Origin of the sequence: Bacillus sp. BD59S (assembly GCF_007363175.1) — a bacterium.
GTDB classification, from domain to species: domain Bacteria; phylum Bacillota; class Bacilli; order Bacillales; family Bacillaceae_G; genus Bacillus_A; species Bacillus_A pacificus.
In genome coordinates this window covers 13085-29021 of the sequence record NZ_CP034686.1, presented here as the reverse complement: position 1 = coordinate 29021, position 15937 = coordinate 13085, and the positions used below count along the sequence as shown (strand labels likewise).

The 15937-nt window shown below is 35.4% G+C and carries 21 protein-coding genes and 1 rRNA gene; 1 reads left to right on the top strand and 21 read right to left on the bottom strand.

Features of this window, described 5'->3' with window-relative positions; genetic code table 11:
* The 7 genes from sspF to metG form a co-directional block, all read right to left on the bottom strand.
* Nucleotides 1-180 (bottom strand): acid-soluble spore protein SspF, encoded by a 180-nt coding sequence (sspF, locus tag EKQ63_RS02030; protein ID WP_001985066.1) that lies wholly within the window; start codon nucleotides 178-180, stop codon nucleotides 1-3.
* A 91-nt stretch (nucleotides 181-271) separates the two neighbouring features.
* Nucleotides 272-532, bottom strand: coding sequence for a biofilm formation stimulator Veg (gene veg / locus EKQ63_RS02025; protein ID WP_000044349.1), 261 nt, complete (start codon nucleotides 530-532; stop codon nucleotides 272-274).
* Between the two features lie 238 nt (nucleotides 533-770).
* The gene (gene yabG / locus EKQ63_RS02020) at nucleotides 771-1634 is read right to left on the bottom strand and encodes a sporulation peptidase YabG (RefSeq protein ID WP_000242870.1); all 864 of its coding nucleotides are present in this window, start codon (nucleotides 1632-1634) and stop codon (nucleotides 771-773) included.
* Between the two features lie 110 nt (nucleotides 1635-1744).
* Nucleotides 1745-2623: a 16S rRNA (adenine(1518)-N(6)/adenine(1519)-N(6))-dimethyltransferase RsmA gene (rsmA, locus tag EKQ63_RS02015; protein WP_000651552.1), complete on the bottom strand. Its 879-nt coding sequence runs from the start codon at nucleotides 2621-2623 to the stop codon at nucleotides 1745-1747.
* On the bottom strand, nucleotides 2620-3177 hold the full coding sequence (gene rnmV / locus EKQ63_RS02010; RefSeq protein ID WP_000692830.1) for a ribonuclease M5: 558 nt from the start codon (nucleotides 3175-3177) through the stop codon (nucleotides 2620-2622). Before rnmV ends, rsmA begins: the two co-directional genes overlap by 4 nt.
* Before the next feature lie 214 nt (nucleotides 3178-3391).
* Nucleotides 3392-4159, bottom strand: a complete 768-nt coding sequence (locus tag EKQ63_RS02005) for a TatD family hydrolase (protein WP_087951390.1) — start codon at nucleotides 4157-4159, stop codon at nucleotides 3392-3394.
* 166 nt (nucleotides 4160-4325) lie between these two features.
* Nucleotides 4326-6308: a methionine--tRNA ligase gene (gene metG, locus EKQ63_RS02000; RefSeq protein ID WP_087997345.1), complete on the bottom strand. Its 1983-nt coding sequence runs from the start codon at nucleotides 6306-6308 to the stop codon at nucleotides 4326-4328.
* A 517-nt stretch (nucleotides 6309-6825) separates the two neighbouring features.
* Here metG and EKQ63_RS01995 point away from each other — a divergent pair.
* The gene (locus tag EKQ63_RS01995) at nucleotides 6826-7110 is read left to right on the top strand and encodes a transition state genes transcriptional regulator AbrB (protein ID WP_000843036.1); all 285 of its coding nucleotides are present in this window, start codon (nucleotides 6826-6828) and stop codon (nucleotides 7108-7110) included.
* Nucleotides 7111-7130: 20 nt separating this feature from the next.
* On the opposite strand, the gene rsmI is transcribed toward EKQ63_RS01995, so the two are convergent.
* The 14 genes from rsmI to EKQ63_RS01925 form a co-directional block, all read right to left on the bottom strand.
* Nucleotides 7131-8006 (bottom strand): 16S rRNA (cytidine(1402)-2'-O)-methyltransferase, encoded by an 876-nt coding sequence (rsmI, locus tag EKQ63_RS01990; RefSeq protein ID WP_048552623.1) that lies wholly within the window; start codon nucleotides 8004-8006, stop codon nucleotides 7131-7133.
* Entirely contained in the window at nucleotides 7975-8265 is a 291-nt protein-coding gene (locus EKQ63_RS01985; RefSeq protein WP_048526382.1) for a GIY-YIG nuclease family protein, read from the bottom strand. The genes rsmI and EKQ63_RS01985 overlap by 32 nt, the downstream gene beginning before the upstream one ends.
* Complete coding sequence (locus EKQ63_RS01980; protein WP_001055351.1) at nucleotides 8252-8992, bottom strand: tRNA1(Val) (adenine(37)-N6)-methyltransferase; 741 nt, start codon at nucleotides 8990-8992, stop codon at nucleotides 8252-8254. The genes EKQ63_RS01985 and EKQ63_RS01980 overlap by 14 nt, the downstream gene beginning before the upstream one ends.
* Before the next feature lie 120 nt (nucleotides 8993-9112).
* A complete protein-coding gene (yabA, locus tag EKQ63_RS01975; RefSeq protein ID WP_000412056.1) occupies nucleotides 9113-9463 on the bottom strand; it encodes a DNA replication initiation control protein YabA in 351 nt (116 codons plus the stop codon).
* Between the two features lie 14 nt (nucleotides 9464-9477).
* Nucleotides 9478-10305 carry a PSP1 domain-containing protein gene (locus EKQ63_RS01970; RefSeq protein ID WP_000272429.1) on the bottom strand — a complete coding sequence of 276 codons (828 nt, stop codon included), beginning with the start codon at nucleotides 10303-10305 and terminating at the stop codon, nucleotides 9478-9480.
* A gap of 5 nt (nucleotides 10306-10310) precedes the next feature.
* Nucleotides 10311-11294, bottom strand: a complete 984-nt coding sequence (holB, locus tag EKQ63_RS01965) for a DNA polymerase III subunit delta' (RefSeq protein ID WP_143880696.1) — start codon at nucleotides 11292-11294, stop codon at nucleotides 10311-10313.
* 35 nt (nucleotides 11295-11329) lie between these two features.
* Nucleotides 11330-11956, bottom strand: a complete 627-nt coding sequence (gene tmk / locus EKQ63_RS01960) for a dTMP kinase (protein ID WP_143880695.1) — start codon at nucleotides 11954-11956, stop codon at nucleotides 11330-11332.
* A 1-nt stretch (nucleotide 11957) separates the two neighbouring features.
* Complete coding sequence (locus tag EKQ63_RS01955; protein ID WP_087951395.1) at nucleotides 11958-13379, bottom strand: aminotransferase class I/II-fold pyridoxal phosphate-dependent enzyme; 1422 nt, start codon at nucleotides 13377-13379, stop codon at nucleotides 11958-11960.
* 72 nt (nucleotides 13380-13451) lie between these two features.
* A complete protein-coding gene (locus tag EKQ63_RS01950) occupies nucleotides 13452-13631 on the bottom strand; it encodes a sigma factor G inhibitor Gin (RefSeq protein WP_000842028.1) in 180 nt (59 codons plus the stop codon).
* A gap of 191 nt (nucleotides 13632-13822) precedes the next feature.
* Nucleotides 13823-13938 (bottom strand): 5S ribosomal RNA (gene rrf, locus EKQ63_RS01945).
* Nucleotides 13939-14272: 334 nt separating this feature from the next.
* Nucleotides 14273-14542: a pro-sigmaK processing inhibitor BofA family protein gene (locus tag EKQ63_RS01940; RefSeq protein ID WP_087952076.1), complete on the bottom strand. Its 270-nt coding sequence runs from the start codon at nucleotides 14540-14542 to the stop codon at nucleotides 14273-14275.
* A gap of 216 nt (nucleotides 14543-14758) precedes the next feature.
* Nucleotides 14759-14980 (bottom strand): YaaL family protein, encoded by a 222-nt coding sequence (locus tag EKQ63_RS01935; RefSeq protein ID WP_000466020.1) that lies wholly within the window; start codon nucleotides 14978-14980, stop codon nucleotides 14759-14761.
* A gap of 14 nt (nucleotides 14981-14994) precedes the next feature.
* Entirely contained in the window at nucleotides 14995-15591 is a 597-nt protein-coding gene (gene recR, locus EKQ63_RS01930) for a recombination protein RecR (RefSeq protein ID WP_000559169.1), read from the bottom strand.
* A 14-nt stretch (nucleotides 15592-15605) separates the two neighbouring features.
* Entirely contained in the window at nucleotides 15606-15932 is a 327-nt protein-coding gene (locus EKQ63_RS01925) for a YbaB/EbfC family nucleoid-associated protein (RefSeq protein ID WP_173602315.1), read from the bottom strand.
* Nucleotides 15933-15937 lie beyond the last annotated feature (5 nt).

Below are 15937 nucleotides of genomic sequence, written 5' to 3'. Positions count from 1 at the left end.
CTACTGGTTTTGTTTCATTAATTGCTGTTCTGCAATTTCTATAGCACGTTTCACCATGTTACCAGCATCTTTCGCACGAATTCCGCCCCATCCTTCTTTCTGAACAACATCATAAAAGCCTAGCTCTTTTGCAAGCTCTTCTTTAAATTGATTTGACATGACACCTCTTCGTCTACTCAATGCAGAGTCCCTCCTTATTTTGCTACGGTATAATTAGTATGCAAAATAATATAGCTTTTCATTTGTGGGAATATATGTAACGATACATGAATTATAAAATCACTTCATTATGAGGTTCACCATAAAATGTTAACTCTACTGTCTCTGTTAAAACATCCGCATAGCTATACGATACACGTTGTAACGCATCTTCTTGTTGATCCAGTTGTACAACAAAAACAGAACGGTACGTTTCTGCAAGTACACCTGATTGTTCTACAGTTTTTCTTCTCCCACTGTTCGCCTTTAACATCAGTCTCTGTCCAAGATGGTGATCTAATTCGCTTTTAATTTCATCTAAACGTTTTGACATATACTTCGTTACACCTCGCTGTAATTTAGATTGAACACTTAAAACACGATATATCTATCCCAATTATTAACCGCAACTCACAGACAATATCATTATAAAAGCATCATGCGTTCGAATAGATAGAAGAAATACTATATTGTAAAAGTATCATTATGTAGTCTGTGCGTTCTTGTCTCTTTTTATCCAAACTGATTTAAATCCTCTCCATACAAAAAAGCAAGATACATATGTACCTTGCTTATTCTTCGTAATGTTGAAAAGGTAATCCAGTTCGTAAAATTCCTCTCGTCTCAATCCCGCCAAGTCCCTTTTCACCAGTAATCGTATTACGTACAACATCCCATACATTGACTCGCTCCATAAATGACGTAAAACTAATTTTACCAACCACATATACAGGGTCTAGTGCGTGAATATTAATTCTAGATGGGGAACTAGCAAAATTAGCGCCTGCTCGAATTAATGCTTCAAAGTGTGATTGACATGCCCCAGCAAAAATAACGAGTTGATCCAACGATGGATATTTTTTTCGTACTTCTCGAACAGCCTGTACAAAATGCCTTGAATGCCTATATGCTGCTAAATCTCCCTTCACGCCTTTGGATTTTGTATATGCATCGTGCCCTGTAATAACTAAAATGTCCGGACGAAAATGGTCTATTAAATCTACTACCTTTTCATGCATCTCCGTTTCTTTACAATGAATACCTTGTACAGGAACACCAATTTTATTATATAAATCTAGGCACTTGCGCAAATATAACGGGTCTCCATCTATGTGTAATACACGCCCTGGCATTTGAAAATAATTCACTTCACTTGTATATCCACCAGTTGAAGTGTGTTCATGCCTTTGTTTCATTAATACGTAATCTTGTTGAAACAAACGATACGTGCGCTCCATTGTTTCTTTCTCACGCTTCGCTCTCTTTTTATGTTCTCGTTGATCTATACTAATTAAATCCTCAAGTGGCGCATCTGCCACTAATCTAATTTCCTCTCCAAACAATATAGCTATCTCGCCTTTTATTTCTATAATACGAAAAAGGATATCCCTATTATGAGAATATCGTTCCACTAATTCTCCAACATGTAAAACCATTCTCCTACCTCCAAACTCGTTAGGCCATCTTACCTGTTTTTAAAGTATGAATTTAGGAGGAGAATGGTGACAAAAGGGACAGTTCAAATTGAACTGTCCCTTTTGTACTCTTATGATAACTTATGAAGAACTAATGCATTACTTAATGTCGCAAACTCTTCGATAGATAGCGTTTCACCTCTTCGTTTTGGATCAATTCCTACTTCTGTTAAAATCCGATCCAACAGCTCTTTATCTTTCGGGAAACCATTTAAATTATTTGATAAATTATTCATTAAAGTTTTACGACGCTGTGCGAAACTTGCTCGTACTACTTCAAAGAAGAATGTCTCATCTGTTACTTCTACCACTGGTTTCGGACGCTTTAAGAGGCGGATAATTGCAGAATCAACATTTGGTTGTGGCACAAACACTGTACGCGGTACAGTCATAACTGTTTCTACCTCTGTATAATACTGAATAGCAATGGATAAAGAACCATACTCTTTCGTTCCAGGCTTAGCCGCTAAACGATCCCCAACTTCTTTTTGCATCATAACAACGAATCCACGAACCGGTAATTTCTCTTCCAGCAATTTAAATAAAATTGGCGTCGTAATATAGTATGGTAAGTTAGCTACTACCATTACATCTTGCCCTTCTTCAAATTGCTCACTAAACACCTCATGTACATCTGCCTTTAGTACATCTTTATTGATAACTGTAACGTTGCCATATGGAGCTAACGTCTCATCTAAAATCGGTAATAACCTTTGATCAATTTCAAAAGCCACTACTTTTTTAGCACGCTTCGCTAATTGTTCTGTTAATGCACCGATACCTGGTCCAATTTCAATTGCACCACTTTCTGAACCAATTTCAGCGTGATCAACGATACGATTTAATACATTCGTATCAATTAAAAAATTTTGTCCTAAACTTTTTTTGAATGAAAATCCATACTTTTCAACAATATCTTTCGTACGATTTGGCGTTGCGATATCCTTCATTTTCTTTCCTCCTGTATGACTTGCTTATAAGCTTCTGCAAATGATTCTTTTGAAACTTGAAACATTTGTAAACGTTTATGTAACTGTTTTGCGTTTGTATAACCAATCTTTAATAGCTTACCCATTCTTTCTCTGCGACTCTTTGCCATTTCTCCGCCCACTAAACCTGCATCGACTAGATCGCTCCAACTGATTTCACTTGTGTAAGCTTCCATTTCTTCATGTATATTCTCTAAAGCACGGCGAATTGATTCATTAGAAGCATGTTCAATTCCGACACCTTTTTTCCTCTTAGCAAGTGCTTCTTCCTTCGGTAAAAACGCATGTTTACATCCGGGCACCTTATCAGAAATAATTTTCCGAATACGCTCTCCAGGATAATCCGGATCTGTAAAAATAATAACGCCTCGTTTTTGCAGCGCCAATTTAACTTGTTCAATAACATGATCACCGATTGCTGAACCGTTCGTTTCAATTGTATCCGCATCAACAGCACGCTTAATCGCAACTGTATCATCTTTACCTTCTACAACGATAATCTCTTTAATTTTCATGCTTGCCTCCACACTCGTTTCGTCTCTACTTAGTAAAACAAAAAAATGACGACTTTTCCATTATTATTTTCCCCATTCTTACATTTTAAAAAATAGAATGTCCAAAACTTTTTTCTCTCTCCTTATTGTACCACTTACTCATTCGCCCTTATCTTCTCTGTCACGCCTGCTATTTTTTCACAAAAATAAAAAAAGAATGGGTTCTCCCACTCTTTTATTCAACGCCAAATAAAGCTTTTGCATTTTTCGTTGTCATTTCCGCTACTTCTTCATAAGAAATTCCTTTTAAGTTCGCAATTTCTTCTGCTACGAGTTTTACATAACTTGGTTCATTTCGTTTTCCGCGAAATGGATGCGGTGTTAAATACGGACAATCCGTCTCTATTAATAATTTCTCTAATGGAATCTCCGTAGCAACTTCTTTCGGTTTCTTAGCATTTTTAAATGTAACTGGTCCACCTAACGAAATTAAAAAGTTCATATCAACACATCGCTCTGCTACCTCTACGCTACCGCTAAAACAATGCATAATGCCTCCTACTTCAGCTGCATTCTCTTCTTCTAGAATATCCACAATATCTTGGGTTGCATCGCGGTTATGTATAATAATCGGCAATTTTACTTTTTTCGCTAATGCAATTTGTTTACGGAATACTTCTTTCTGTATTTCTTTTGGAGACTTATCCCAGTGATAATCTAAGCCCATCTCTCCAAGTGCAACGACTTTAGGATGAGAAGCAAGTTCTTCTAACCAAGCTAAATGCTCTTCTGTCATGTCAATTGCATCAACTGGGTGCCATCCAACCGCAGCATAAATAAAATCATAGGCTTCAGCTAATTCAATCGCCTTTTTTATCGTTACTTCATCAAAACCAACAACAACTGTATAAGTAACACCCGCTTCTTTCATTCGGGCAATCACTTCTTGCAAGTCTTCTTCAAATTGCTCTGCATTCAAATGTGAATGTGTATCAAACAACATCATACATAACTCCTTTTATATTGAAATCAAATTTATTCTACGCAAATAAGCTCTTTTATAACTTAACGATAACAATACTACAATCTTAATGCAAAAATTGAGAGTGTAAAAAGAAAAAAGACGCTTCACACATGTTACACGTGAAACATCTCTTTTCTTGTCTTAATTACTTAATTTTTGTACCGTTTGGTAGATTTTGGTCGATTGATGCTAATGACAATACGCCATTCTCTTCACCCGCTAAAATCATACCTTGTGACAATTCACCGCGTAATTTTACAGGTTTTAAGTTTGTTACACAAATAACTTTTTTACCTTTTAGATCTTCTGGCGAATAGAATTTTGCAATTCCAGAAACAACTTGACGTTTTTCTGTGCCTAAGTCTAGTTGAATTTTTAACAACTTGTCTGCTTTTTTCACAGGTTCAGCAGATAGTACTTCAGCTACGCGTAATTCTACTTTAAAGAAATCATCAATTGTAATTTCTTCTGCCTTCGGTTCTTCTTCTTTTTTCTCTTCTACTTTAGGAGCAGAGGCTTTCATTTGTTCTTTAATGTACGCTACCTCTACTTCCATTTCTAAACGAGGGAAAATCGGGTTTCCTTTTTCTACTTTTGTTCCAGCTGGAATGCATCCAATTGTAGACAGGCTTTCCCAAGATGTATGTGCTTCTTCAGTAAGGCCAAGCTGAGCAAACATTTTGCTTGGTGCTACTGTTAAGAATGGCATAAGCATAATACCTGTTTGGCGAAGTACTTCTGCTAAATGAGCCATTACAGAAGCTAACTTTTCACGATCATTCTCATCTTTTGCTAATACCCACGGTTGTGTTTCATCAATATATTTATTCGTACGGCTAACCAATTGCCAAATTGAGCTTAGAGCTACAGAGAATTCCATATTCTCCATTGCTTCTTCTACTTTTTTCAATGTATCCTGTGCAAACGCTACTAACGTTTCATCAAATTCCGTTACATTTGCTTTAAATGCAGGGATTTCTCCGTTAAAGTATTTATCAATCATAGCTACTGTACGATTTAATAAGTTACCTAAGTCATTTGCTAAATCGAAATTAATACGCTCCACAAATCCTTCTGGTGTGAATACGCCATCAGATCCGAACGGAACTTCACGAAGTAAGTAATAACGTAATGCATCTAATCCGTAACGATCGATTAATGTAACTGGATCTACTACGTTACCTTTTGACTTACTCATCTTTCCATCCTTCATTAAAATCCAACCATGAGCAAATACTTTTTTCGGAAGAGGTAAATCTAATGCCATTAAAATGATCGGCCAATAAATTGTATGGAAACGAACGATTTCTTTTCCAACTAAATGCACATCTGCTGGCCAGAATTTCTTATACATCTCTTCATTTTCTGTTCCATAACCTAATGCTGTAATATAGTTAGATAACGCGTCAACCCATACGTAAATAACGTGTTTCGGGTTACCTGGAACACGAACTCCCCAGTCAAATGAAGTACGAGAAACTGCTAAATCTTCTAAGCCTGGTTTAATGAAGTTATTAATCATTTCATTCTTACGAGACTCTGGCTGAATGAAATGTGGATTCTCTTCATAGAATTTTAATAGTCTGTCTACGTATTTACCCATTCTAAAGAAATAAGATTCTTCACGAACAAGCTCTACATCATGACCACTATCTGGACTTTTTCCTCCAACTACTTTGTCACCTTCCATAATTGGATCTACTAATTGGTGCTCCGTATAGAATGTCTCATCTTGTACAGAATACCAACCTTCATATTCATCAAGGTAAATATCGCCTTGATCTACTAGTTGCTTGAAGATTTTTTCAACAACATCTTTATGACGATCTTCCGTTGTACGAATAAAATCATCATAAGAGATATCCATCTTCTTCCAAAGTTCTTTAATTCCTGCAACGATGTTATCCACATATGCTTGTGGTGTAACATTTAATTCTTCTGCTTTCTTTTGGATCTTCTGTCCATGCTCATCAGTTCCTGTTAAATAATGAACATTATATCCTTGCATACGCTTATATCGTGCCATCGCATCTCCTGCTACTGTTGTATAAGCATGTCCAATGTGTAATTTTCCACTTGGATAATAAATTGGGGTAGTAATATAAAAGGATTTGTTTTCCTCTGTCATTGTTTTGGACCTCCCGGATAACCTCATATGTATTTATAAATAGTATATCAAAAACTTATATATAAAGTGAAACTTTAATCAGTGGGGGTTTTCTTCATCCCCCACTGATTATTAGTTGAACCAATCGGACTTTTATGGGCAGTTGATCCCCACTTAACTTCTTTGCTCCGGATGAACTTTAAATTTAGAATCTTATTGCTTGTTAATACGTGATAAAAACGAGTTAATGATTAGTATATTTATCATCTATTACTCATATTTCAAGAAAATATACAATCTCTACTCAAAATTTAAAAACTTTTCTGAAAATAAAATGAAATAATAGTAGAAATTACTCCCATTCTATTATATATAAGAAGTAAGAAATCTATAAATCTTTTTAAAAAATATAGAATTAAAGAATTGACGGAAATGTAAATGATTGGTATCATATGTCCATAGGGTATTTTGTCGAAAAATGACGAATCTAAAAATAGACTCGAAACTTATAAACTATTTCTTTAGGAGGAAAAGAATTATGAAATCTACTGGTATCGTTCGTAAAGTTGATGAATTAGGTCGTGTAGTAATTCCAATCGAATTACGCCGTACTTTAGGTATTGCAGAAAAGGATGCTCTTGAAATCTATGTTGATGACGAGAAAATCATCTTAAAAAAATATAAGCCAAACATGACTTGCCAAGTAACTGGTGAAGTATCTGATGGTAACCTATCTTTAGCTGAAGGTAAAATTATCTTAAGCAAAGAAGGCGCTGAGCAAATCTTAAACGAGCTTCAAGATTATATCGAAACAGCAAAATAAGCTTCTCAATTATGAGAAGCTTATTTTTTATCGACATGATAGATTTGATATACATCGCGTTTCGACAAATCTCGATCTTTAGCAACTGTTTTTATCGCCTCTTTTGAATTCATACCTTTTTCGTTTATATAATGTTCAATATGGTCATATACCGAAATAGATTCCCACCATTGTTCCTCTGGAGCAGGTTCTTCCGTTGAACCAGCTACTAAAATACAAAACTCACCACGAACTTCATTTTGTTTCGTCCACTCAATTGCTTCTTCAACTGTTCCACGAATAAATTCCTCGAATTTTTTCGTTAACTCTCGACATAATACAATTTCTCTATTTCCCAATACTTCTTGCATCGAGATTAAAGTATCATCCAAGCGGTGAGGCGCTTCATAAAACATCATTGTAGTTTGTACATAACGAAGCTTCTCTAACTCCATTTTTCTTTCTTTTTTATTTCTTTGTAAAAATCCATAGAAATAAAACTGTTTTGTTTCAAGACCTGATGCAATTAATGCTGTAAGGGCTGCATTTGCCCCAGGAAGCGGGATTACATGATACTGTTCTGTTACAGCCTCTACAACAATATCGTAACCTGGATCGGAAATACACGGCATACCAGCATCACTAACAAGTGCTACAGTTTTCCCCTCGTCTAGCTTCTCTAATATTTTCTTTCCACTTACTTCCTTATTATGCTCGTGGTAACTCATCACAGGCGTCTCAATTTCAAAATAATTACAAAGTTTTTTCGTTTGTCTCGTATCTTCAGCAGCAATTAAATCAGCTTCTTTTAAAATTCGGATTGCACGAAATGTCATATCTTCTAAATTTCCAATAGGAGTTGGTACTAAATATAAAACTCCCTTTTCATTTTGTTGAAAGCTTTTTTGTTGCCACATAGCGTTCTCCTTTTTGCATATATTCTTCTTTTTGTTTTCTATTTAATTGCTTAAAATAATACTCTGCTTGCATAGCTGTACGCTTATCTTCATGAAATTCTACGTATTTTAAAACAACAGGAAGTCTAGCACGCGTATACTTAGCCCCTTTTCCGCCATTATGGGTCTCAATTCGCTTTTCTATATGATTTGTATATCCAGCATAATAACTTCCATCAGAGCACTCTACTACATAAAAACAATGCTTATTCTTCTCCATATAAAATAGAACGAATCTCCTTTGTATATTCATTATTTTCTTCATATACAAAAAGGGGTGGCAATATTTTCAAATCGGCATTTCCATCCTTAATTCCTTCAATTAACAATGTATTCGCTTCTTTCCCTGCCTTAGGATACACAAATCGTACACGCTTCGGTTCAATTTTGTATTTACGCATTAATGTAACAATATCTAATAAACGACCTGGACGATGTACAAATGCTACTTTCCCGCCTTGTTTTACTAGCTGACTACTTGCAGATACAACATCCTCTAGTGTACACATAATTTCATGACGAGCTATCGCTAAATGTTCATTCATATTTTTTTCAGAAGTTGCAGGTGTTTGGAAATAAGGCGGATTACATGTGACAACATCATATTGATGACGCCCAAGTTTCTCCGGCATATCTTTCAAATCCCCGTGTATTAAGTGAATTCTTTCTTCCAACTTATTGTATTGGACACTTCTTATTCCCATATCATATAAGCGTTCTTGAATTTCTACACCAGTAATATTCCCTTTCGTTCTTGTACTTAATAGAAGGGGCACAACTGCATTACCTGTACACAAATCAAGTAAATTACCTTTTTGAATTGGTACCCAGGCAAAATCTGCAAGTAAAACAGCATCTAACGAGAAATTAAATACCGATGGACTTTGTATAATCTTCAAATCTTGCGCTAATAAGTAATCTAAACGTTCATCTTCATATAAATTCATATGTTACTCCTTTTCTTACACTTAACCTACCCTATTTCATCTTCAACTAATAAAAAACATATTTCATTCTACTCTCATGTATAAAAAATTACCTTTCCAATTATCATTGGAAAGGTAATTTCACTTTTTATTTAAAAATGACAGGCAGAATAAACAATCTCCCTCTTTACGTACACTTCCATAATGCAGATTACAAATATGAAAACCTTCTTGATATAGTCTTGCTAAATTATCGTAGCCTTCACCAATATCTGTCTTCGGCTTCACTTCTTTACGTTTTTGAGTTTTTTGTTTTTCTTTAATCTGCACTTCTTCAAAGCGGTGTCGCAAATTTTCATTTTCCATTTTTATATGTTGGTTTTCTTCCAGTAACTCTGCAAGATGTTGTTTTAGTTCTCCCAACTGTTTGTATAAATGTCCAATTTGCTCTTCCATACTAGAAACCGATGCAAAAATATCTTTTTTCTCCACAAGCACCCACCTCATTAATCTGTGGTTTGACTCGAAACGACCCCTTTATTCACTAACTCATCTAACGTATATTCTACTATCCGTTCCTTGTCTACTAGTTCCACTTGAATTAATCTTTCTAAAATATTTAATCCGATAACACGGCCAGTACCATGCGGGGTTTGTATACGTTGATCTAAATCAGGAAGTTGTTCCTTTGCTGCCTCATATTCATCATTCTCATATTTTAAGCAACACATTAAGCGACCACATAAACCAGAGATTTTTGCAGGATTTAATGATAAATTTTGATCCTTTGCCATCTTAATAGATACAGGTTCAAAATCCCCTAAAAAAGTAGAACAACAAAGCATACGACCACATGGACCAATACCACCAAGCATCTTCGCTTCATCACGAACACCAATTTGTCTTAGTTCAATTCTTGTCCTAAAAATTGCTGCTAAGTCCTTCACTAGTTCGCGGAAATCAATCCGACCATCCGCAGTAAAGTAGAAAATAATTTTATTGCGATCGAACGTATACTCTACATCTACAAGTTTCATATCAAGATTATGTTCTACTACCTTTTGCTGACAAACTTGATATGCTTCTTTTGCGGCATGTTTGTTCTCTTCAACAATGGTACGATCATTTTCATTTGCAATACGAATAACCTTTTTTAGCGGTAATACAACGTCGTTTTCATCAACTTGCTTTTTGGTAATAACTACTTTTCCGTATTCAATACCTCTTACCGTTTCTACAATTACAAACTCATTTTCAGAGATATCGAACTGATTCGGATCAAAGTAATACACCTTTCCGGCCTTCTTAAAGCGAACACCTACTACATCATACAAAACGGTCATCCCTCCTGCAACCGCAACACTAACTGTTCGAACACAAGCTGCGCATTTACATTAGCGTTGATTCTATTTTTTGCCTCTAATATATTAAAGAGAGCTGATACAATGCGCTTCTGAGCGTAGGAGAAAGATTCAAACATCTCTTTCTGCTCATGAAAAACAAGACGATCTTCTTCTCCAAGTTGAACATATAATAAATCCTTATAAATAAGGAGTAACATATCTAAACCTTGCTGTAATTGTTCTTTCTCTCCAAAGTGTTTTCCCCATTTTTCTTGTACAAAAAAAATAGAGGCTTTATCTTTTTCGAGCGCTTCACATAATTTTATCACTAAAGCTCGTGCTTGTGCAAACCATTCATCACTACATAAAGCTAAAGCTTCATCAAAACTATTTGTGAGTTGTGCAGCAAGTGTCGATAAAGATGCTGTAACACCTTCATCCTGTAATCTTCTAATTAAAGATTCCGTAGGTAAAGGTCTAAATGTAACAACTTGACAACGAGATAAAATCGTATTTAAAATTTGATGACTTTGTTCAGTAAGTAAAATAGCTGTTGTATCACTACTTGGTTCTTCTAAAAATTTCAACAGTGTATTCGCCGCATTTGCTGTCATACGGTCTGCGTGCTCAATAACATATACTTTTTTATTTGCTTCTAATCCTGTTTTTGAAAACTCTTCTTGTAAATCATGAATTTGCTGCTTCTTAATAGATAATCCGTCTGGTTTTACAATATGTAAGTTTGGGTGGTTACCTGAATCAATTCGCTTACAATTTGTACATACATGACAAGGCTCTACCCCATTACGCTGAGAACAGAGGAAACTCTTTGCCATTTGAAGTGCTGTCGCAAACTTTCCTGTCCCTTTCCCTCCCTCTAACAAGTAAGCGTGGGATATACGCTCTTTTGCGATGCTATTCATCAACATTTTTACACCGATGGGTTGTATAGCAGAAAGCTGCTCCCACGTCTTCGTCATAATGCATACCTCACTTATTTCATTCTTTCCTTCTATTATAACAATTTATCTTCTATAACTTGAATAACTTCTTCTATAAGTTTTTCCATTGGTTGATCAGCATTTACTAATACAATACGATCCGAGAATCGTTCTACAACTTGTAAATACCCTTCACGCACACGTTTATGGAAAGTGATATCTTCCATATCTAACCGATTCACTTCACGTCCTGCATCTTTTGCAATTCGAGCTAAACCAACCTCGGGTTCAATGTCTAGGTAAATTGTTAAACTAGGCATGCAGTCTTCTGTTGCGAAACGATTGATTTCAAATACTTTATCCATACCTAATCCTCTTGCATAGCCTTGATACGCTAAAGAGCTATCTATAAAACGATCACATAATACAAGGTAATCCTCATTAAGTGCCGGCATAACTTTTTCCACTAAATGTTGTCTACGTGCAGCGGCATATAGAAGTGCCTCTGTACGTGCTTCCATCATCGTATATTCTTGCTTATGTAAAATCGTTCTAATATCCTCAGAAATTGCAATACCACCTGGTTCTCTCGTCGCCATTACCTTTTGTTCCTTTTTTTCAAAGTGTGGCAATAAACCTTGAATTAACGTTGTTTTACCCGAACCTTCTGGCCCCTCAATTGTTACAAATAATCCCTTCATCCTAAAACCTACTTTCTATATCATACACTTTCATATATTTCGTGCTACCTTGAAAACGAGCGCCTGCTCCCTCTAAATGCATAATTTGCTCTTTATGTTCTGAAGTAATTCTTTCCCCATACATAATCAATGGAATACCAGGTGGATATGGAATTACCATTTCCGCCGCTATCATCCCAACTGCTTCTTCTACAGATACTACTTTTGTTTCATATCCTTCCAGTTGTTTATATGTATACGGTAAAGGAGAAATTTCTCCTTTATAAGTATAACGAATAGATTCCGTCTTGTCTTTCACCTCATAAGATTGCAATGCCACCCGGATCATCTCTATAGCCTTCATATACTTCTTATTTACTTGCAAAGGCAAAATAAATAAGACATTATATGGATCTGCCATTTCGGTATATATACCAACCTTTTCTAATACAGACTGTAATTCGTATCCTGATAACTGACAACGCGTCTGTACGGTAACTTTTAGCTCGTCTTGTAATGGATATTGTAAAATAGCTATTTGTGGAATAGCACTCAATTCTTCTTTAAATTCCCGTAAAAACTCGACAATTTCATCATGTCCCTTTTCTTTTATACGTGCTATCGTAAAGCGTGCAATATCAAGAGAAGCCATAATTGGATACGATGGACTACTAGATTGTAGCATACTTAAATAAGTAGAAACTTTTTCTTCTTTCACTAAGCGGCTATTTATATGTAAATAGGATCCCATCGTCATCGCAGGTAATGTTTTATGTGCGGAATGAACTACAATATCTGCACCATATGCTAAAGCTGACTTTGGAAATGCCCCACCTAAACAAAAATGAGCTCCATGCGCTTCATCTACTAACACAGGAATTTTATGTGCATGTGCATAAGCAATGCTTGCCTCTAAATCCATCCCCATACCATAATAATTAGGATGTGTTAAAATAAGTGCTTTCGCATTTGGATATTTTTCAATTGCTTCCTTAATAATTTCATTATGAATTCCCACGGGTACGTTATAAGCTTCATCAATCCATGGATCTAAAAAAATTGGATTTGCTCCTGCTAATTTTAAACCATTAATAATTGATTTATGACAATTTCTTTGTACAAGAACAATATCATGTTCCCTACAGCAAGACAAAATCATTGCTAAGTTCCCGACTGTTGAACCATTAATTAAAAAATAACTTTTTTCCACTTCATATACATCAGCTAATAATTGTTGTGCCTCATCTATACATTCAAACGGACTATGTAAATCATCTAACCCTGATAACTCAGTTACATCGATAGATAGTATATCTTTAAACTCCTCTACTGCCCCCTGAGGAAAGTTTAAACCATTTTTATGACCTGGAACATGAAAGGATAACGGCCGTCTTTCTTTAAACTCTATTAATGCTTCATATAAAGGTATGCGATTTTGATTCATCTATATCTCTTCCTTATTATTTCATTCTTTATCTATTATACAGAACAAAAAAAATAATAGGCATATGCCTATTTAAAAATATGATACTTCTAATTTCCGAAGCTGTTTTAAATAATATATATACTTCGGATCATTTGTTTCTGTATTCACCATGTCCTTTTCACATTCATAACATATTAAATTATTATAAACATATATCCCTTCTTTTCTTTCTGTCTCACAAACAATACAAACTTCGTTTTGTGATTTCATATCTTTCCCTCCCTATTTAAATGGACATATTTTATACTTCTATTCCTTAACAATTTACAGAAAAATATACATCGATTTCTTATATAATATGATTCATCCTTGGGCAACGTGTTTGTATTACCATTACTTCTTTTTGCATACTGTTTGAAAACACAAAAAAAACACAAGTCAAAAGACTTGTGTTTTTAGTTGCTTGGCGACGTCCTACTCTCACAGGGACAAGGTCCCAACTACCATCGGCGCTAGAGAGCTTAACTTCCGTGTTCGGTATGGGAACGGGTGTGACCTCTCTGCCATCATCACCAAACTATGAAGGTCCGCCGCTAACTTCATAAGAGCAAGCTCTTAATCCATTCGCTCGACTTGCATGTATTAGGCACGCCGCCAGCGTTCATCCTGAGCCAGGATCAAACTCTCCAATAAAGTTAGTTTGTCTAGCATCAAAAATAAAAATTGACGTTTCACGTTGTTTGTTTCGTTTAGTTTTCAAAGTTCAACATCGCGTTTCAGCGACTTTTATAATTTAACATTTTGCGTTAAACCTGTCAACAACTTTTTTCTTTCGTTCCTGACGACGCTTATTAATTTACCATATTAACCATTAACAAGTCAACACTTTTAAAAAAAATGCCAAAATAAATTTATCTTGGCATGATATAAAGCTTAATAACCACTAATGCAGCAACACCGGGTAAACCTAATAAACTTGTAATCGTTGCGGTCCCCAAGTTAATTGGAATATGAAAATCAAAATACGTTCCTACAACATTTACGATAAAAAGTAATGCTACTCCTAAAGTAACATGAAAGAGCGCTTTTCCTATAAAACGTAACGGCTTAGAAGAAACACCAAAAACAAGGAAAATAAAAATTAACGTAAGAATACCAACAATAATAATTGTAGAATTCATTTTTTCCTCCTTATGAATGACCTATACACATTTATTTGTATGGGACAAGACGATAAAAAAGAACGTTTATTATATAACTCCAGTCGTTTCATCTTATTTACCTTGATTCGGCTACACATTCTTCACAAACAAACATTAATCGATCTTTCCAAACGAAGTGACTACTACATATTTAACGAATAAAATAAAAAGGCTCTGCTTTTTCAGCAGAACCTTTTACCATTGTTCCATCTTCACAGGACGACGTTTTGCTTCTTTTAGCAAGAAGAAATATTTCGCCTCTGCTATTTTCAAAGAACAAAGTACATCTTGAGATGGTTCAACACTTTGTTCAACCATTCTCTTTTGACGTAACCATTCATTCTTCACTTTTTCTAATAGTACAATTAGCTTATCATCATACTCTTTACGCAATTTACCCTTTTTTTGAAAGAACATTTTTGTTTCTCCTCTTATACTTCTCTACGACCTTCTAACGCTTTCGACAGTGTCACTTCATCTGCATATTCTAAATCTCCACCAACTGGCAGACCGTGTGCAATACGAGTTACTTTAATACCTGTCGGCTTTAAGAGGCGGGATATATACATCGCTGTAGCTTCCCCTTCAATATTAGGATTTGTTGCTAATATTACTTCTTGTACTGTTTCATCGTGTAGTCGCTTTAGAAGTTGCGGGATATTAATGTCTTCTGGTCCAATTCCCTCCATTGGAGAGATAGCACCACGTAACACATGATATACACCTTGATACTCTTTCATCTTTTCCATCGCGATTACATCTTTCGGTTCTTGCACGACACAAACAACTGATTGATCTCGATGTGAATCGTTACAAATATAACAAGGGTCACGGTCAGTAATATGCCCACATACAGAACAATATGCTAAGTCTCGCTTCGCATTTACAAGTGCTTTTGCAAAACCTAACACATCATCTTCTTTCATATCTAATACGAAAAACGCCAATCGAACCGCTGTTTTCGGTCCGATTCCTGGCAATTTCATAAAACTATCAATTAGTTTTGATATTGGTTCTGGATAATGCATATATCCATATCCTCCTAGAACATTCCACCCGGTAAGTTTAAGCCTTTTGTAAATTTACCCATTGTAGAGTTTGAAAGTTCATCAGCTTTTTTAAGTGCATCGTTTGTTGCAGCTAACACTAAGTCTTGTAACATTTCGATATCTTCTGGATCTACAACTTCTTCTTTCATTTTTACTTCAAGAATTTGCTTATGACCATTTGCAATAACTGTGATCATACCGCCGCCAGCTGTACCTTCAACTGTTTTTTCGCCAAGTTCTTCTTGCGCCTTTGCCATTTCCTTTTGCATCTTTTGCATTTGTTTCATCATGTTATTCATATTTCCCATTCCGCCACGCATCATAA